This window comes from Antiquaquibacter soli (assembly GCF_030580675.1).
Lineage (GTDB): Bacteria > Actinomycetota > Actinomycetes > Actinomycetales > Microbacteriaceae > Rhodoglobus > Rhodoglobus soli.
This window is the reverse complement of sequence record NZ_JAUQUB010000003.1, coordinates 1-16,789: the sequence shown is the minus strand read 5'-3', so window position 1 is coordinate 16,789 and position 16,789 is coordinate 1. Positions and strand designations below refer to the sequence as shown.

The following is a 16,789-nucleotide window of genomic DNA, read 5'->3' as shown; positions in this document are numbered from 1 at the left end:
GCCCAGTGAAAGCGCGCGCGGTGACCGTCGTCCGCTACGTGCTCCTCGTGGTCGTCGTCGGTTTCGCGGTGGCGTTCTTCGCCCGGCAGTGGAGTGACATCGCCGAGGTCATCCGGGCGATCCCGGTCGGCGCGATCGTGCTGTCGAGCGTCGCGCTGCTGCTGGGGATGCTCGCCAACGTGCTCAGCTGGGTGACGTTGCTGAACGGGCTCGGGCACGTGGTGCCCCTGCCGCGCGGCGCGCAGATCATGCTCGTGGGTCAGCTCGGCAAGTACGTGCCCGGGTCGGTGTGGGCGTACGTCATGCAGATGGAGCTCGGGCGCCAGTACGGGGTCGCGAGGGCTCGAGTGCTCGTGACTGCGCTGTATGCGGCGGGCATCGGGGTCGTGGCATCCCTCGTCCTCGGCCTGTCGATCGTTCCGGAGCTGGCGGCGCAGCACGCGGCGTTCGGCTGGCTGTACCTGCTGCTGCCGATCGGGCTCGTGTGCCTGCATCCGCGCGTGATGACGTGGCTGTCGAACCTCGTGCTCAAGGTGTTCCGGCGACCCGCCCTCGAGCACCGGGTGCGGTTCCGCACGATCCTCGTCGCGGTCGCCTGGTCGCTCGTCTCGTACGTGCTCTACGGGGTGCACCTTCAGTTGCTCGCGGTCGAGTTCGCCCCCGCCACCCCGCTCAGCGTCATCATGCTCGGCGCGGCGCTGAGCCTCGGGTTCACGGCGAGCCTCATCGCGTTCGTGCTGCCGTCGGGGGTGGGGGTGCGCGAGTTCGTGGTGATCGCCGTGCTCGTGTCGATCGTGCCCCTCGCGGATGCCTCGGCCCTCGCTCTCGTGTCGCGCGCGATGTTCACCGCGGGCGACCTCCTGCTCGCGGGGATCGCCGTCGTCGTGGTGCTCCTGATGCGGCGTCGGTTGCGCGCGCGTGACGAGGCGACGAGCGAGTACGAGTGACGCGCCTGCCCGCAACTCGCGGATCAGGCGAGGGCGAGGAGCGCGGCCGCGCCGATGGCTAACGCGAGCCCGACGTACTGCAGCACCGCGATGCGCTCCTTGAGCACGACCGCGGCGAGGATGATCGTGCCCGCCGGGTACAGCGCGGTGAGCACGGCGACGATGGACAGGTCGCCGAGCCGGACGCCGAGGAGCACTCCCGCGTTGGCGGTGACGTCGAGCACGCCGCAGACGACGGCGATGAGGATGCCCGCGCGCGTGGCCCGCGTACTCGCGGCAGCCCCCGTGCCGCGCCGCCAGGCGGCGATGGCCACGACGGCGACGGCGGCGAACATGAGCACCGAGCTCGTGGCCCGGTTGAACACGAGCGGGAGCATCCCCGAGTCATCGGGTGTCGCGTCGATGATGATGAGGAACGCCCCGATCGCGGCACCGGATGCGACGGCCATGAGCAGCGCGCGCAGGCTCGGCCGCACCGCCCCCCGCACGAGATCCCCCGACCCGGGCGGTGTGTAGCCGACGAGCACGATCGCGACGAGAGCGAGGGCGAGGGCGACGTAGCCGAGGGGGCCGAGGCGCTCGCCGCCGATCAGGCCGACGGTGAGCGGCACGATCGCGCTGACGACGGCGGTGAGCGGCGAGAGGATGCTCATCGGCCCGATCGCGAGGCACGCGTACAGCAACGCGATCGCGGTGGCCCCGACCACGCCGGACAGGATGCCGAGCCACACCGCCTCGGTCGACCATGCGCCGCCGAGCAGCGGCAGCCCGATGAGCGCCACCGCCACGAGCCCGGCGAGAGCCGACACGGCTGTGGTGAGCAGCGCGCTCATGCGCTTGGCGGCGAGACCGCCGAAGAAGTCGGCAGCACCGAAGACGAGGGCTGTACCCAGCCCCAGGAGCACGGTGAGCACGCCGCTAGTCCGTCGGCAGTGCTTCGGCAGGCAGTTTGCGCACCTTCGCCCGCCGCCGGCGCCGCTCCGGGATCATGGAGCGCATCTCCTCGAGCTTTCCGAAGCACAGCAGTCGGTCGCCCGCCTCGAGCACGGTGCTGCGCTTCGGGTTCGGGATGACGGTGGCACCGCGGTGGACGGTGAGCACGGTGATGTCGCGCTCGGCGAGGTTCGTGTCGCCGAGCTTCTGGCCGACGAAGTCGCCGTTGTTGTGCACGAGGAGCTCGGCGACGCCGTAGCCGGTCGAGACGCTGAGGCGCTGGCGCACGTCGATCTCGGGGAACGCGACCTGCCCGGCGATGTAGTCGACGATCGCACCGGCGACGTCGAGCTGGGTAGCCGTCTCGATGCCCTCGAGCCCGGGCGAGGAGTTGACTTCCATCACGAGCGGGCCGTCCGCGCCCTCGAGCATGTCGACGCCCGCGACCCGCAGGCCCATGATCTGCGCCGAGCGCACGGCGGCCTGCTCGTACTCGGCGGGCAGTGCCACGGCTTCGACGGAGCCGCCGCGGTGCACGTTCGACCGGAACTCGTCGCCCTTCGCGGTGCGGCGCATCGCGGCGACGACGCGGTCGCCCACGACGAGGGCACGGATGTCCCGGCCGCGGCTCTCACTGACGAAGCGCTGGATGAGCACGTTCTGGTTCGTCGACTGCAGTGTCTCGATGATCGCCTCGGCGACCTTCACCTCGGGGGCGAGGATGACTCCGATCCCCTGGGTGCCCTCGAGCAGCTTGATGACGACGGGGGCGCCACCGACCCGCTCGATGGCGGGTCGGACGTCGGCCCGGTTGCGCACGAACGTCGTGGCGGGCATCCCGATGTTGTGCCGCGAGAGGATCTGGGTGGCGCGCAGCTTGTCGCGAGCATTGGAGATGCCGTTGGCGGTGTTGGGCGTGTACACGTCCATCTGCTCGAACTGGCGGACGACGGCGGTGCCGAAGTAGGTGATCGAGTTGCCGATGCGCGGGAGGATCGCGTCGTAGTCGCTGAGGCGCTTGCCGCGGTACTGCAGGTCCGGCTCATCCCCCGTCAGGTCGATGCCGAAGCGCAGGGTGTTGAGGACGCGGACGAGGTGTCCGCGCTGCTCGGCCGCCGCGCGCAGGCGCAGCGTCGAGTAGGCGCGAGGCGCGCGCGACAGGATCGCGAGTTTCATGGGGGAGGCCCTGCCAAGATGGAGCGGTGAGTAGGACACCCCATTCAAACACCCTCGCGGGCTGGCGAGAATGGGTGCAGCTGCCGGATGTCGGCATCCCCTGGATCAAGGCGAAGCTCGACACCGGGGCGCGCACGTCGTCGCTGCACGCCTACAAGATCAAGCAGTTCGATCGCGAGGGCGAGGACTGGGTGCGCTTCCGGGTGCGCCCGTGGCAGGAGTCGTACGAGGACGAGGTCGTCGTCGAGCTCCCGATCCACGATCGGCGGCGGGTGCGCAGCTCGTCGGGGCACGTGCAGGAGCGCTTCGTGGTGCTCATGCGGGTCATCCTCGTCGACCGCGAGCTCACGGCGGAGGTGACGCTCACGAACCGCGACGCGATGGGCTTCCGCATGCTCATCGGTCGTGAGGCGCTGCGGCACGGCTTCGTGGTGGCCTCGGGTCGGTCGTTCCTCGGTGAGCGGGCGCCGAAGGAGATGAGGCGGCGGAACCGGGGCAAGCCGTCCCTGTAGCGCTCGACATGTAAACGCTGTCCACATAGAGTGGATTCACGATGACGACCGATGACGCCACCCCTGCCACCACCGCCCCCGAAAGCCCCGCCCACACCCCTCCCGCCGACGGCATGCGCACCTTCCTGCAGGTGCTCGTCAACACGGCGCTCGCGAACATCACGACGAGCTACCTGTGGTGGGCACTGACCTTCTGGGTGTACCTCGAGACCCGCTCGGTACTCGCGACGGGCATCATCGGCGGCGCGTACATGCTGTTCGTCGCGCTCTTCTCGATGGTCTTCGGCACGATCGTCGACCGGCACCGCAAGCACGCGGCGATGCTGTTCGCCGGCACCGTCACCCTCGTCGCATTCTCGATCGCGGGCGGGCTGTACCTGGTGTTCCCGGAGGAGGCGCTGCTCGACCTCGGGGGTCCGTGGTTCTGGCTGTTCTCGGGCATCATCCTGTTCGGCGGCGTCATCGAGAACATGCGCAACATCGCGCTCTCGACGACGGTCACGCTGCTCGTGCCGGTCGAGCGCCACGCGAACGCGAACGGCCTCGTCGGCACCGTGCAGGGCATCGCGTTCCTCGTGACAAGCATCTTCTCGGGACTCTCCGTCGGACTGCTCGGGATGGGCTGGACCCTCCTCATCGCGATCGTCCTGACCGCACTCGCCCTCGTGCACCTTCTGTTCCTGCGCATCCCCGAGGAGAAGCCGCACGTCGCCGAGCGAGCGCCCTTCCTCGACCTGCGCGGCAGCATCACCGCGGTGCGCGCAGTCACCGGGCTCTTCGCCCTCATCGTCTTCTCGACGTTCAACAACCTCATCGGCGGCGTCTACATGGCGCTCATGGACCCGTACGGACTCGAGCTGTTCCCGGTGGAGATCTGGGGAGTCGTGCTCGGCATCTCGTCGACCGGCTTCATCGTGGGCGGCCTGCTCATCGCGAAGTTCGGCCTCGGCCGCAACCCGATCCGCACCATGCTGCTGCTCGTCATGGTGATGGGATTCCTCGGGGCGATGTTCACGATCCGCGAGTGGTGGCTGCTCTACGTGGTCGGCATCTTCCTGTACATGACCATCATCCCGGCGGTCGAGGCGGCCGAGCAGACAGTCATCCAGAAGGTCGTGCCGTTCCGTACGCAGGGCCGCGTCTTCGGGTTCGCGCAGGCGTTCGAGTCGGCGGCGGCACCCATCACCGCGTTCCTCATCGCCCCGATCGCGGAGTTCGTGATCATCCCCTACATGAACTCCGACGCGGGCCAGCAGTCGTGGGGCTGGCTGCTCGGGGAGGGGCAGGCGCGCGGGATCGCGCTCGTCTTCCTCGTCGGCGGGCTCGTCATGGTCGTCGCGGCGGCTCTCGCGTTCCTCACGAAGTCGTACCGGCGCATCTCGGCGCAGTACGCCGATAACGAGGAGTCGGTGAAGCCCGTCGAGGAGGTGGCCGCGTGAGGCTCGTCACGACGACGATGGTCTCGCTCGACGGGGTCATGCAGGGTCCGGGAGGCGCCGCCGAGGACACGCGCGGCGGGTTCACCCGGGGCGGATGGTCGCTTCCGATCGGCGACGAGGAGTCGGGCGAGTACATCGTGCGCACCTACTCGGAGGCCGCCGCGTTCCTCCTCGGCCGCGTGACCTACGACATCTGGGCGGACTACTGGCCGCACCAGGAGGGCCCCATCGCCGACGCCCTCCGCGCGGCTCCGCGCTACGTCGCCTCGACGACGCTCACGGAACCGTCGTGGACCGGTACCACCGTGCTCGATGGGGACGTGGCATCCCGGATCCAGTGGCTGAAGGCGAAGGGCGACGGCGACCTCGTCGTGCCCGGCAGCGGGATGCTCGTGCGCTGGCTCCTCGCCCACCGCCTCGTCGACCAGCTCGAGCTCATGACGCTCCCCGTGGTCGTGGGGCAGGGCGAGCGGCTCTTCCCGCCGGCAGGACCGGATGCCGCACTCGACCTGCACTCGTCGCGAGTCACTCCGAGCGGGATCGTGCTGTCGGTCTACCGGCCGACGGGGCGCCCGCCGCAGTACGCGCGCTAGTTCATCGCGGCGATCTGGATGAGATTGCCGACGGTGTCGTCGAAGACGGCCGTCGTCACCGGCCCCATGGTCGTCGGCGCCTGGGTGAAGACGACCCCCGAGCTCACGAGCCGGTCGTACTCGGCCTGCACGTCGTCGACGCCGAACGATGTCCAGGGGATGCCGTCGCCGACGAGCGCCTCGGTGAACGGGCGCACCGCGGGGTGGTCCTTCGGCTCGAGGGAGATCTGGGTGCCCTCGGGCGCCTCCGGCGAGGCGACGGTGATCCAGCTGTGCTCGCCGAGCGGCATGTTCGCGATCGGCACGAAGCCGAGCACGTCGGTGTAGAAGGCGAGGGCCTTCTGCTGGTCATCGACGAAGATCGACATTGCCGAGATCTTCATGGGGTCTCCTTCGGAAGGGGCCAGCGCTCGGCGATCTGCGCGAGCGGTGCGGGGTCGAACGTGTGGAACTTGTAGCGACCGCGCTTCTCCGTCACCACGAGGCCGGCCCGCTCGAGCACGTCGAGGTGCTGCGAGATGGCTTGGCGGCTCGAGGTGAGCCCGTGCTTCATCGCCAGCCGGGTACAGATCTCGAAGAGGGTCTGCTCGTCGCGATCGACGAGTTCGTCGAGGATCGCGCGGCGGGTGCTGTCGCTCAGGGCGTGGAAGACGTCGACCACGAGTCGACAATAGGCAAGTCATTACTTGCCTGTCAAGGCCCCCCGCACGTCATCGGCGACGCGGTAGTCCCACAGCCACGCGGTATCGGTGGCCGGGCGCGGCTTGCCGAAGTACCAGCGCAGCATCGCATCCCGCAGCGGTCGGAAGGGCCCCGGCGCCTTCCCCGCGCTGCTCGCCTTGCCTTGCGCGATGACCCGGTCGACGCGCGGGCGGCGGAGTGCCTCGAAACGGGCGAGAGCGGTGGGAGCATCCGGCGTGCCGGCGACGAGCATCCCGAGGGCGAGCCCGTCCTCGAGAGCCATCGACGCCCCCTGGCCGGACGACGGGGATGCCGCGTGCGCGGCGTCGCCGACGACCACCGCCGACCCGCGGTGCCAGACCGGGACGTCGGGGAAGTCGTGCATCGCCCACGCCGGAGTGATTTCGTCGCTGGCTTCGAGCACGCGAGTGGCGACCGGGTCGTCGCGGTGCACGAGATCGAGCAGTCGCGAGCGCCAGTACTCGCTCGTCATCTCCGCGAGCCTCGCGCGGTCGGGCTCGTGCCGCTCGGCGGGGTTCGCGAACCACCACACCTCGCCGTCGCCCGAGGCGAGCCACGAGAAGAACGTGTCCCGGCCGAACATCATGTGCATGACCCCGGGCTCCGTCGGCACCTCGACACCGCTCGAGAAGCCGCCGGTGTTGAGGAGGCCGAGGTAGCGGGCGCGCGGCGCTCGCGGATCGAGGAGCGACCGCACGCGAGATCCGATGCCGTCGGCTCCCACGAGCAGCGACCCGCTCGCGCTCGTGCCGTCCGCGAAGTGCGCGGTGCTCCGGGTGGGCGACGTCTCGAGGTCCACGATCTGCTTCGAGTAGTGCACCGGGATGCCGGCATCCGCGACGGCCTCGAGCAGCGCGTCGTACAGTTCGGAGCGCCGCACCGAGAGGGTGCCCTCGCCCATCGGGAACTCGGTGAGCACGTCGCCGTTGCCGAGCGCGAGCCGCATGCGCGGGGTCGGGATGCTCGCGAGCGGCCGCACTCCGAGCTCGTCGAGCACGGCGACGCCGTTCACGGCGAGGGTGAGGAACGACCCGACGCCGGTGGAGGCGGTCGGTCGGGACTCGTAGATCGCCGATTCGATTCCGGCGCGGTGCAGGGCGAGGGCGGTCGCCGTGCCCGCGATTCCGCCGCCGATGATGATCGCGGTCATGGTTGCTCCTTCGTTGCTCTTGGTCAATGAGCGATTAGTAAAACATCAACTAATGCCGCATGCAACTATCCTGGCCTCATGGCCGCCGACCGACGCTCCCCCCTCGCGTTCGTCGTGCTCGCCACCCTCGCCGAGCGGCCTCTTCACGTGTATGCGCTCTTCCGCGTGCTGCAGGAGCGCGGCAAGACCGAGATCGTCGCGGTTCCCACCCGCGCATCGCTCTACCCCGTGCTCGAGAGGCTCGGCCGCGCCGGCTTCGTCGAGGTGCACGCCACCGAGCGAGACAGTCGGCGCCCCGAGCGCACGGTGTACCGGGTGACGGCGGCGGGGGAGGCCGAGGCCCGGGCCGCGCTGCTGCACTACCTCGCGTCATCCGAGCGCATCGGCTTCACCGCGGCCCTCTCGTTCGCCATGCTCGCGACGCCGTCGGAGGTCGCGGATGCCCTTGCCGCCCGTCGCGCACTGCTCGAGTCCGAGCGCGCCGCCCTACTCGACGGCCTCGCCGCGGGCCAGGAGATCGGGCTGCCCGACCTGTTCCAACTCGACGAGCGCTACCGCGTCGCGCTCCTCGACGCCGACCTCGACCAGGTCGACGGTCTGCTCGCGCGGGTGCGCTCCGGGGAGCTCACCTGGAGCCGCGAGTGGATCGAGCAGATCGCCGCAGAACTCGAGGGCGCAGCCGAGTAGCGTTCCCGCTAATCTCTCGGCATGAGCACGCCCGAGTCCCCGTCGTCGCAGGTTCGCCCCGGCCTCTTCAGCAGCACCGAAGTGGAGCTGCCCGCCTACCGGATCGCCTGGTTGGCGCGCATCCTGTACGGCAACGCCTTCGAGATCGTCGTCATCGCGGTCATCCTCGCCAATGCCGTCTCGCTCGCGATGCTGACCTTCGCCGACCTCGACCCGGGGGCGGCTCGCGTCGCCCAGATCATCGACCAGGTCGCGATCATCTTCTACACCGCCGAGCTCGTGCTGCGCATCGTCTCGTACGGCACGAAGCCGTGGATGTTCTTCCGCAACCCGTGGAACGTGTTCGACTTCGTGGTGGTCGTGGCGATCCCGTTCCTCAACAACGGCACCGTGATCTTCCGGCTCGTGCGGCTGCTGCGCATCCTGCGCATCTTCCGCTTCCTGCCGGAGGCGCGCATCCTCATGCTCTCGATGATCAAGTCGGTCGCGCCGCTCGCGAACCTCGCCGTGCTCATCGGCTTCCTCATGTTCATCTACGGGATGGCGGGCGTGTACCTGTTCGGTGCGGCCGACCCCGAGCGGTGGGGCAACATCGGCACGGCGATGCTCACGCTCACGGTCATGCTCACGCTCGAGAACTTCCCCGACACCTTCCTCAGCGGGCTCGACGTGACGCCGTTCGCGCTGCTGTACTTCCTCACCTACATGTTCTTCATCGTCTTCACCGTGCTCAACGTGCTCATCGGCATCGTGCTCACCGCGATGGATCAGGCTCGCGAGGAGGTCGGCAAGGATGCGGCCCGGGATGCCGCGCCCACCGAGCACGAGGCCGAGCTCGAGGCGCTCCGCACCCGCATCGCCGAGCTCGAGGCCGGGTACAAGGTGTCGCCCGACCACTTGCGGCGGATCCGGGAGGAGCTCGATCGGCTCACCGCGGGGTAGCCCGCGAGCCTCAGGCCGCGTCGCGGACCCGGTGCGAGCGCCGGTAGGTGGTGGGGGAGACCCCGAGGTGGGTGGCGAGGTGGCGGCGTAGCGAGGTCGCCGTCGCGTAGCCGACCTCCGCGGCGACCGAGTCGATGCCCAGCTCGGTGGTCTCGAGGAGACGCCGGGCGGCGACGAGCCGCTGCTGCGTCAGCCACTCGCGCACGGCGAGGCCCGTGTCGGCGCGGAAGCGACGCACGAACGTCCGCTCGCTCATGTGGGCGTGCTGGGCGAGCCGCGGGATGGTGAGGTCGTCGGCGAGGCGCTCGAGCGCCCAGGCCCGAGTGGCCGAGGTCGACAGGTCCGGGGCATCCGGGATCGGTCGCTCGATGAACTGGGCCTGACCGCCCTCGCGGTGCGGGGCGACGACGCAGCGGCGGGCGGCGAGCGTCGCGAGCTCGACGCCGTGGTCCTCGCGGATGAGGTGCAGGCACAAGTCGATGCCGGATGCCGCGCCGGCGGAGGTGACGAGCGAGCTGTCGCCGCTGAACAGCACGTTCTCGTCGAGCTCCACGTCGGGGTACCAGTCGCGGAACAGGGGCGCGCACTGCCAGTGGGTGGCGGCGGTGCGTCCGACGAGGAGTCCCGCCGCGGCGAGCGTGAAGCTCCCGGTGCAGATGGACACGAGCCGGGCATCCGGTCGCACGAGCGCGAGTGCGGCCTCCATCTCGGCGGTCAGCGACGGCCGCAGCTGGTACGGGTCGACGGGGGCGACGATGACGGTGTCCGCGGTGCGGAGCACGTCGGGGCCGACCGCCGGAACCACCGAGAAGCCCGCGTTCGTCGTGATCGCGCCGCCGGTCGGGGTCGTCAACTGAACGTCGTAGGCGCCGTCCGTGGCACCGAAGATCCGAGCAGGGATGCCGAGCTCGAACGGGTAGGCGCCCTCCTGGGCGAGCACGACGACGCGGTGAGCAGTCATGGCGCAATTGTATCGAAAGGTGACGAACGAGTCATTGGCCCGTCGTGCGGTGCTGCCTAGCGTGGAACCGTGAGCGAGACGATGACGGCTGTCGTGCAGGATTCGGTGGGCGGGCCCGAGCTGCTGCACCTCGGCACCGTGCCGCGGCCCACTCCTGGGATCGGCGAAGTGCTCGTGCGGGTCCACGCTGCCGGGGTCAACCCCGCCGACCACATGAACCGTCAGCGCGGCGTCTTCAGCGGACAGCCCCCGTTCGTGCTCGGGTGGGATGTCTCTGGCGAGATCGCCGCCGTCGGCCCGGGGGTCACCGTGCACCGTCCCGGTGACGAGGTGTTCGGGCTGCTCCCCTTCCCGCGCGGCGCCGGCGCGTACGCCGAGTTCGTCGTCGCCCCCGCCCGCGCTCTCGTGCCCAAGCCGGCCGTGCTCGACCACGTGCGGGCCGCCGCGCTGCCGCTCGCCGGACTCACCGCGTGGCAGGCGCTCGTCGACACCGCCCACGTCGGGCCGGGCGACCGCGTCGTCATCACCGGAGCCGCGGGCGGCGTCGGCCACCTCGCCGTGCAGATCGCCGCGCACCTCGGCGCCGAGGTGACTGCTGTCACCTCCGCGGCGACGATCGACCACGTGCTCGCGCTCGGCGCCCACCGCGCCGTCGACTACCGGTCCGCGGACTTCGCAACGCAGATCTCCGACGCGGACGTGGTGCTCGAGGTCGTCGGCGAGGAGAACTCGCTCCGGGCGCTGCGCGTGCTGCGGCCGGGGGGCATCCTCGTCGTCACGCTGCCGCAATCGCTGCCCGCGCTCGCGCCCGTCGCCGCCGAGCTCGGCGTCCGCGTCGCCGGGCTCTTCGTCGAAGCGGACCGGCTCGGGATGACCGCGCTCGCCGACCTCGCCGCCGCTCGCGCACTGCGCCCCACGATCTCCGCAACATACCCCCTCGCCGACGCGGCGCAGGCCCACACCGGGCCGCACGCCCCCGGCAAAGTCGTGCTCACCGTCGCGTGAGCCCCGCGAAAGGAACACCCATGACCACCGCTCAGCAGACCGTCGTCGCCGCCGTCACTCGGCTCTTCGGGGAGAAGGATCCCTCGGCCATCGACGACTTCTTCGGGCCCGTGTACGTGCAGCACTCCGCCCTCGGGGTGGATGGGCTCGACGGCATCCGGGGACTCATGGCGAACCTGCCGGAGGCCTTCCGCTACGAGCTCGTGCGGTCGATCGCCGACGGCGACCTCGTCGTCACCCACGGGCTCTACTACGGGTACGGGCCGGGGCCGGTCGTCGGATTCGACGTCTGGCGGGTCGCCGACGGCCGCATCGTCGAGCACTGGGATGCGCTCGCCCCCTCCTCGAGCGCCGACCCGCGCGCGGCCGTCGATGGACCGACCGCCGCTGCCACGGACGTCGACGCCGAGGAGAGCCGCCGCGTCGCGCTCGCCGGGCCGACGGGCGACCTCGTCGAGCACGCACCGGCGCTCGGTGCCGCCGGCCCCTACTCGCGCGGAACCGTGCACCAGGTCGTCGCGGACGGCGATCTCGTGTTCACGCGCGGCGAAGGAACGGCCGGGGATGCCCCCGCCATCGTCAACGACCTGTGGCGGGTCTCCGACGGGCGCATCGCCGAGCACTGGACGCTCATCTCGCTCATCCCCGCCGAGCTCCCGCACGGCAACGGGGTGTTCTGACCCGTGGTCCGGGTCGATGTCGCGGTGCTCGGTGCCGGCCCCGGCGGCTACGTCGCGGCCGTCCGGGCCGCGCAGCTGGGCAAGTCCGTCGCCGTCATCGAGAGGCAGTACTGGGGCGGGGTGTGCCTGAATGTCGGGTGCATCCCGTCGAAGGCGCTGCTGCGCAACGCGGAGATCGCGCACCTGCTCACCTCGGAGCGGGGGAAGTACGGCATCTCCGGCGAGGTGGCGCTGGACTACGGGGTGGCCGTCGATCGCAGCCGTGAGGTCGCCGAGGGCCGGGCCAAAGGCGTGCACTACCTGATGCGCAAGAACGGCATCACCGAGTTCGACGGCACGGGCCGCTTCCTCGACGACCATCGGCTGGAGGTCGAGCTCACCGCGGGCGGAACCGAGGTCGTCGAGTTCGACAACGCCATCATCGCGACCGGCTCCACCGTGCGGCTGCCGCCCAGGGTGGAGCTCAGCGAGAACGTCGTCACCTACGAGACGCAGATCCTCGAGCGGGAGCTGCCCCGCTCGATCGTGATCATCGGCGGTGGCGCCATCGGTGTCGAGTTCGCGTACGTGCTGCGCGCGTACGGGGTGGAGGTGACCATCGTCGAGTACCTCGACCGCGTGCTGCCGCAGGAGGACCCGGATGTCTCCGCGGAGCTCGCCCGCCGCTACCGGAGGCTCGGGGTTCAGCTGCTCACCTCGACGAGGGTCGAGTCGGTGACGGACTCGGGGAACGCGGTGACCGTAGCGGTCACGGGAGCGGACGGTGCAGCATCCCAGCTCACCGCCGACCGGGTGCTCGTCTGCGTCGGCTTCGCCCCCCGGGTCACCGGGTTCGGCCTCGAGCGGACCGGTGTCGCCCTCACCGAGCGTGGGGCGATCGAGATCGACGAGACCATGCGCACGTCCGTGCCGCACCTGTTCGCCATCGGCGACGTCACGGCGAAGCTGCAGCTCGCCCACGTCGCCGAGGCTCAGGGCGTTGTCGCGGCGGAGACGATCGCGGGCGTCGAGACGATGACGCTCGGCGACTACCGGATGATGCCCCGGGTCACCTTCGCGCAGCCGCAGGTCGCGTCGTTCGGTCTGACCGAGCGGCAGGCGGTCGACGAGGGGCACGAGGTGCGGGTGGCGGTGTTCCCGTTCCAGGCCAACGGCAAGGCGCAAGGGATCGGCGATGCCGGCGGCTTCGTCAAGCTCGTCGCGGATGCCCGCTTCGGCGAGCTCCTCGGTGGACACCTCATCGGCGCCGACGTCTCCGAGCTCTTGCCCGAACTCACCCTCGCGCAGAAGTGGGACCTGACCGCGGCGGAGCTCGCGCGGAACATCCACACGCACCCGACGCTCGGCGAGGCGCTCCAGGAAGCGTTCCACGGGCTGTCGGGCGAGATGATCAACCTGTGATCGCCGGGCGCACTCTGCGCGGTATCGCTCCAGCGGGCGACGGCCACCGCGTCACCCAGTTCGAGCTGTTCTTCGACCTCGTGTTCGTATTCGCCTTCACGCGGGTCACGGAGCTCATGCTCCACGAGCGCGGGGTGTGGGGAGTCGCGCACGGACTCACGGTGCTCGGCATCCTCTGGCTCTCGTGGTCGACGTACACGTGGCTCGCGAACCAGGTGCGGATGGACCGGGGAGTGATGCGGCTCGGGCTCGCGGTTGCGACCGCGGCTGTGTTCGTCGTCGCGGTGAGCATCCCCGACGCCTTCGGGGCCGAGGTCGCGCCCCGAGTGCTGCTCGTCAGCGCGTACCTCGTGGTGCGGCTCGTGCACGTCGTGCTCTTCATGCTCGCCGCTCACGGCCAGCCGGAACTGCGCCGCCAGGTTTTGCGGACCAATGCGGCTTCCCTGCCGCCCGCGTTCGTGCTGCTCTTCGCCGGTGCTGTGCTCGGAGGGACTGCGCAGTCGTGGCTGTGGATCGCCGCGTGGGTGGTCGACGCGGCGCTCATCATCCTCAGTTCGCGACGCGGCGGGGCGTGGCGGCTCGGCTCGGCGGTGCACTGGGCGGAGCGCTACTCGCTCATCGTCATCCTCGCGATCGGCGAGTCCATCATCTCCATCGGCGCCGGACTGCGGGAGGCCGGGCCAGCGGGACTCGTCGCCGCGCTCGTCGCGATCGGTGGTGCCGTTCTCGTCTGGTGGCTGTACTTCGACGGGTTCGTTCCGGGGGTCGAGAGGGTTCTCGCGTCGCGGGACGGGGCGCGCCGGGTGCGACTCGGCAACCTCGCCTACACCGATCTGCACCTCCCGATCGTCGCGGGCATTGTGCTCATCGCGCTGGGGATCGAGATCGTGCTGGGGCACATCACCGAGCACGAGCCGCTGGGTCTTCGTGGCGCTGCGGCGCTCTGGGGCGGACTCGCCGTGTTCCTCACCGCGACGGTCGTGATCTGGCGGATCGCGACCGGGCGGTGGCTGCTCGCGAGGGTCCTCACAGTCGCAACGGTTGTGCCCGTGGTGGTGCTGTGCGCGGGGCAGCCGCCGGTCGTCACCCTCGCGCTCGCCGTCGGGCTCGGCGTGCTGATCGTCGCCGTCGAAGCGCTCGTGCCGTCGATCGGGCCGCGGGAGTCGAGCAAGTCGAGCTAGACGAGTCCGTGCTCGTAGGCGAACACGACGACCTGCACGCGGTCGCGAAGCCCGAGCTTGCGCAGGATGCTGCCCACGTGGGTCTTGATCGTGGACTCGCTGAGGTACAGCTTCGCTGCGAGCTCCGCGTTGCTCAGGCCACCCGCGATCTCGAGCAGCACCTCGCGCTCCTTCTCCGTGAGAAGGCCGAACTGGGCGGGCGGCGGGGTGCTCTCGCGGAGCGTCGAGCCGAGCAGTACCGACAGGTCGTCGGGCGCGAGCACGGCGGTGCCGGAGTGGACGGTGCGGATGGCGGCGGTCAGCAGCTCCGGGGCGGCATCCTTCAGCAGGAACCCGCTCGCGCCGTAGCGGATTGCTGTCGCGGCGCGGTCGTCGAGGGTGAAGGTCGTGAGCACGATGACCCGCACCGGGGACGTGCGGCGGGCGGCGGCATCCGGGGCGAAGATCTGGCGGGTGGCTTCGACTCCGTCGAGCTCGGGCATCCGGATGTCCATGAGGACGACGTCGGGTCGGGTCTCGGCGACGAGGCGCACGGCTTCGCGACCGTTAGCGGCCTGACCGACGACCTCCAGGTCGGATTCGTGGCCGAGGGTCACGGCGACGCCGGAGCGGAACAGTTCCTGGTCGTCGACGAGCAGCACTCTGATCACGCGGTCGCCCCCTCCGGCCGGACCGGCACGTGTGCGGTCGCCACCCAATCCTCCCCGTCGGAGCGGGTCTCGAGGGTGCCGCCGACTGCGGCGAGTCGGTCGCGGACGCCGTCGAGCCCGCTGCCACCGCCGGGGCCCGGTTCGGGGGCGGCGGTGTTGCGCACGACGATCGCGAGGTCGTCGCGCCAGTCGAGGGCGACGCCGATGCCGTCGGCGGGGACGCCGTGCTTGAGGGCGTTCGTGAGCAGCTCCTGAAGGGTGCGGTAGGCGACGACCGCGAGCTCGGGTGGCAGGGGCCGGGGCATCCCGAGTTCCTCGACCGCGACGTCGGTGCCGCCGCTGCGGACGCCGGCGATGAGGGAGGCGAGGTCGTCGGTCGCGGTGGTGCCCGCTCGGCCGGCGTCGTCGGACAGCACGGTGCGCACGTCGCGCAGGGACCGTCGTGCGGTGTCGGCGATGTTCGCCATGGCGGTGCGGATGCCCGCGATCTCGTCATCAGGGAGTGCGCGGGCGGAGTCGGCCTGGGCGACGATGACGGCGAGGGAGTGGCCGACGACGTCGTGGACGTCTCGGGCCAGCCGCGCCTGCTCGGCGCGCACCGTGGCGAGCTGCTGGGCTTGCGCCGTCTCCTCCTCGGCGACTTCGAGCTCGCGTTCGGCGGCGCGGCTCCGTTCGCGGAGACGCAGCACCAGGCCGAGTGACCACGGTGCACCGAGGAGGGCGGCGACGAGCACGAAGCCGACGGCGAGTCCGGCGAGAGGGTTGTCGTAGAAGGCGATGTCGGAGCCCGACGTCAGGAAGCGCAGCAGATCGGCGAGCCCGGAGTCCTGGATGATCGACGGCCCCCAGAACGCGGCGTAGAGCACGGCGGCGACTCCGCCGACGGGGATGGATGCGACGCTCGCGATGAGCGTGGGGGTGCTGCCGTAGCGGCTCGTGCCGTAGGCGACGATGACGGCGGCGAGCTGGACGAGTGCGATGTCGCGACCGTCGACGACCTGCAGGATCGCGGTGGCCCAGACGAGCGCGAGGGCGACGGCGGGTGCGCGTCGGTGGAGGGTGACGGCCACCGCCATGCCGAGTGCGATGAGGAACGGCACGACGGGGGAGAAGTACAGGGTCATCGCGATCCGGGCGATGCCGATCACGAGGACCGCGGCGCCGAGGACCAGGTCGAGGGGGCGCAGGCCGGTCCGGCCGATCATGGCGAGACCTCGGTGAGCACGGGTCCATTCTCCCTGCGGCTGTGGGGTTGCTCCCTGTGGGGTTGCCCCCTGCGGGTGTGCGGCGATCATGCCTCAACGGTAGGGAGGCTGAGCGTTGCGGGCATCCGGCGGGGGTGCCGGTGCCCTGGTACTCGAGGATGATCCGAGCGAGGGAGCGGGCGAGTCTCTACTGCGTGAATGGGCTTTTGGGTCGGAGGGGTACTTCGTCTCCGGTGGGGGAGATGGCGGTGAGTCCGTGGGGTTGTTGGTGGATGTGCCAGTGGTTGTTGTGGAGTTGCATGTGGTGGAAGCGGCAGAGGGGGATGCCGTTGTCGAGGGTGGTGTTGGTGCCATCCCAGGCTTCGATGTGGTGCATTTCGGTCATGGTGGGTGGTCGGTCGCAGTCGCCCCAGGGGCAGCCGTTCCAGTGTGAGGTGGCGGCGATGCGTTGTCGGGGGGTGTGAAGTCTCTGGGTGTTGCCGACGTCGATGGGGGTGGTGCCGTTGACGAGGACGGGCAGCCAGCCGGTGTCGCAGGCGAGGCGCTGCGCGGTGGCGGTGGACAGGAACGCGGTCTGTCCTTCGAGGTAGGAGAACCCGGTGCCGTGCTTGAGGTCGGCGGCTTG

At 70.3% G+C, this 16,789-nt stretch carries 19 protein-coding genes; 10 read left to right on the top strand and 9 right to left on the bottom strand.

All coding sequences use genetic code 11. The features are described 5' to 3' along the window. Positions 1-5: 5 nt before the first annotated feature. The gene (locus tag Q5716_RS12060) at positions 6-947 is read left to right on the top strand and encodes a lysylphosphatidylglycerol synthase domain-containing protein (RefSeq protein ID WP_305003393.1); all 942 of its coding nucleotides are present in this window, start codon (positions 6-8) and stop codon (positions 945-947) included. A gap of 23 nt (positions 948-970) precedes the next feature. Here the strand turns inward: Q5716_RS12060 and Q5716_RS12055 are convergent, their stop codons facing one another. Together Q5716_RS12055 and Q5716_RS12050 are read right to left on the bottom strand one after the other, a co-directional pair. Beyond that, entirely contained in the window at positions 971-1,861 is an 891-nt protein-coding gene (locus tag Q5716_RS12055) for a DMT family transporter (protein ID WP_305003392.1), read from the bottom strand. A 4-nt stretch (positions 1,862-1,865) separates the two neighbouring features. Continuing rightward, entirely contained in the window at positions 1,866-3,056 is a 1,191-nt protein-coding gene (locus Q5716_RS12050) for a RimK family alpha-L-glutamate ligase (protein ID WP_305003391.1), read from the bottom strand. 26 nt (positions 3,057-3,082) lie between these two features. Here Q5716_RS12050 and Q5716_RS12045 point away from each other — a divergent pair, with 26 nt between their 5' ends. Genes Q5716_RS12045 through Q5716_RS12035 form a run of 3 tightly spaced genes read left to right on the top strand, consistent with a single transcriptional unit; the run spans position 3,083 to position 5,600 of the window. Next, entirely contained in the window at positions 3,083-3,568 is a 486-nt protein-coding gene (locus Q5716_RS12045) for an ATP-dependent zinc protease family protein (protein WP_305003390.1), read from the top strand. Between the two features lie 41 nt (positions 3,569-3,609). Then, a complete protein-coding gene (locus Q5716_RS12040) occupies positions 3,610-5,007 on the top strand; it encodes an MFS transporter (protein ID WP_434056614.1) in 1,398 nt (465 codons plus the stop codon). Continuing rightward, positions 5,004-5,600, top strand: a complete 597-nt coding sequence (locus Q5716_RS12035) for a dihydrofolate reductase family protein (protein ID WP_305003389.1) — start codon at positions 5,004-5,006, stop codon at positions 5,598-5,600. Before Q5716_RS12040 ends, Q5716_RS12035 begins: the two co-directional genes overlap by 4 nt. Here Q5716_RS12035 and Q5716_RS12030 read toward each other — a convergent pair. From Q5716_RS12030 to Q5716_RS12020, 3 genes are read right to left on the bottom strand one after another with little or no spacing between them, the layout of a single operon-like run. Then, positions 5,597-5,983, bottom strand: a complete 387-nt coding sequence (locus Q5716_RS12030; RefSeq protein ID WP_305003388.1) for a VOC family protein — start codon at positions 5,981-5,983, stop codon at positions 5,597-5,599. The genes Q5716_RS12035 and Q5716_RS12030 overlap by 4 nt on opposite strands. Continuing rightward, positions 5,980-6,261 carry an ArsR/SmtB family transcription factor gene (locus tag Q5716_RS12025; RefSeq protein ID WP_305003387.1) on the bottom strand — a complete coding sequence of 94 codons (282 nt, stop codon included), beginning with the start codon at positions 6,259-6,261 and terminating at the stop codon, positions 5,980-5,982. The genes Q5716_RS12030 and Q5716_RS12025 overlap by 4 nt, the downstream gene beginning before the upstream one ends. Positions 6,262-6,282: 21 nt before the next feature. Beyond that, the gene (locus Q5716_RS12020) at positions 6,283-7,452 is read right to left on the bottom strand and encodes an FAD-dependent oxidoreductase (RefSeq protein ID WP_305003386.1); all 1,170 of its coding nucleotides are present in this window, start codon (positions 7,450-7,452) and stop codon (positions 6,283-6,285) included. A 78-nt stretch (positions 7,453-7,530) separates the two neighbouring features. Between Q5716_RS12020 and Q5716_RS12015 the strand changes: the two genes are divergently transcribed. Together Q5716_RS12015 and Q5716_RS12010 are read left to right on the top strand one after the other, a co-directional pair. Continuing rightward, positions 7,531-8,139, top strand: coding sequence for a PadR family transcriptional regulator (locus Q5716_RS12015; protein ID WP_305003385.1), 609 nt, complete (start codon positions 7,531-7,533; stop codon positions 8,137-8,139). A 21-nt stretch (positions 8,140-8,160) separates the two neighbouring features. Beyond that, on the top strand, positions 8,161-9,081 hold the full coding sequence (locus Q5716_RS12010) for an ion transporter (protein ID WP_305003384.1): 921 nt from the start codon (positions 8,161-8,163) through the stop codon (positions 9,079-9,081). 10 nt (positions 9,082-9,091) lie between these two features. Here the strand turns inward: Q5716_RS12010 and Q5716_RS12005 are convergent, their stop codons facing one another. Further along, positions 9,092-10,042: a GlxA family transcriptional regulator gene (locus Q5716_RS12005; RefSeq protein ID WP_305003383.1), complete on the bottom strand. Its 951-nt coding sequence runs from the start codon at positions 10,040-10,042 to the stop codon at positions 9,092-9,094. Between the two features lie 69 nt (positions 10,043-10,111). Here Q5716_RS12005 and Q5716_RS12000 point away from each other — a divergent pair, with 69 nt between their 5' ends. The 4 genes from Q5716_RS12000 to Q5716_RS11985 are packed head-to-tail and all read left to right on the top strand — an operon-like array spanning position 10,112 to position 14,309. Next, the gene (locus Q5716_RS12000; protein ID WP_305003382.1) at positions 10,112-11,047 is read left to right on the top strand and encodes an NADP-dependent oxidoreductase; all 936 of its coding nucleotides are present in this window, start codon (positions 10,112-10,114) and stop codon (positions 11,045-11,047) included. Between the two features lie 20 nt (positions 11,048-11,067). After that, positions 11,068-11,727 (top strand): nuclear transport factor 2 family protein, encoded by a 660-nt coding sequence (locus Q5716_RS11995; RefSeq protein WP_305003381.1) that lies wholly within the window; start codon positions 11,068-11,070, stop codon positions 11,725-11,727. 3 nt (positions 11,728-11,730) lie between these two features. Next, positions 11,731-13,128 carry a dihydrolipoyl dehydrogenase gene (gene lpdA, locus Q5716_RS11990; protein WP_305003380.1) on the top strand — a complete coding sequence of 466 codons (1,398 nt, stop codon included), beginning with the start codon at positions 11,731-11,733 and terminating at the stop codon, positions 13,126-13,128. Beyond that, positions 13,125-14,309, top strand: a complete 1,185-nt coding sequence (locus Q5716_RS11985; RefSeq protein ID WP_305003379.1) for a low temperature requirement protein A — start codon at positions 13,125-13,127, stop codon at positions 14,307-14,309. The genes lpdA and Q5716_RS11985 overlap by 4 nt, the downstream gene beginning before the upstream one ends. Here the strand turns inward: Q5716_RS11985 and Q5716_RS11980 are convergent. From Q5716_RS11980 to Q5716_RS11970, 3 genes are all read right to left on the bottom strand, one after another. Next, entirely contained in the window at positions 14,306-14,959 is a 654-nt protein-coding gene (locus tag Q5716_RS11980) for a response regulator (protein WP_305003378.1), read from the bottom strand. The two genes, Q5716_RS11985 and Q5716_RS11980, sit on opposite strands and share 4 nt — an antisense overlap. After that, entirely contained in the window at positions 14,956-16,164 is a 1,209-nt protein-coding gene (locus tag Q5716_RS11975) for a sensor histidine kinase (protein ID WP_305003377.1), read from the bottom strand. Before Q5716_RS11975 ends, Q5716_RS11980 begins: the two co-directional genes overlap by 4 nt. Before the next feature lie 187 nt (positions 16,165-16,351). Next, positions 16,352-16,789, bottom strand: a 438-nt coding sequence (locus tag Q5716_RS11970; RefSeq protein WP_305003376.1) for an HNH endonuclease signature motif containing protein, incomplete at its 5' end; no start/stop codon positions are given.

What these genes read in the sequence shown, in the direction of transcription:
- Q5716_RS11995 (WP_305003381.1), top strand. Translation starts at nt 11,068, where the DNA reads ATGACCACCGCTCAGCAGACCGTCGTCGCCGCCGTCACTCGGCTCTTC.
- Q5716_RS12050 (WP_305003391.1), bottom strand. Translation starts at nt 3,056, where the DNA reads ATGAAACTCGCGATCCTGTCGCGCGCGCCTCGCGCCTACTCGACGCTG.
- Q5716_RS12015 (WP_305003385.1), top strand. Translation starts at nt 7,531, where the DNA reads ATGGCCGCCGACCGACGCTCCCCCCTCGCGTTCGTCGTGCTCGCCACC.
- Q5716_RS12005 (WP_305003383.1), bottom strand. Translation starts at nt 10,042, where the DNA reads ATGACTGCTCACCGCGTCGTCGTGCTCGCCCAGGAGGGCGCCTACCCG.
- Q5716_RS12030 (WP_305003388.1), bottom strand. Translation starts at nt 5,983, where the DNA reads ATGAAGATCTCGGCAATGTCGATCTTCGTCGATGACCAGCAGAAGGCC.
- Q5716_RS11975 (WP_305003377.1), bottom strand. Translation starts at nt 16,164, where the DNA reads ATGATCGGCCGGACCGGCCTGCGCCCCCTCGACCTGGTCCTCGGCGCC.
- Q5716_RS12010 (WP_305003384.1), top strand. Translation starts at nt 8,161, where the DNA reads ATGAGCACGCCCGAGTCCCCGTCGTCGCAGGTTCGCCCCGGCCTCTTC.
- Q5716_RS12020 (WP_305003386.1), bottom strand. Translation starts at nt 7,452, where the DNA reads ATGACCGCGATCATCATCGGCGGCGGAATCGCGGGCACGGCGACCGCC.
- Q5716_RS12040 (WP_434056614.1), top strand. Translation starts at nt 3,610, where the DNA reads ATGACGACCGATGACGCCACCCCTGCCACCACCGCCCCCGAAAGCCCC.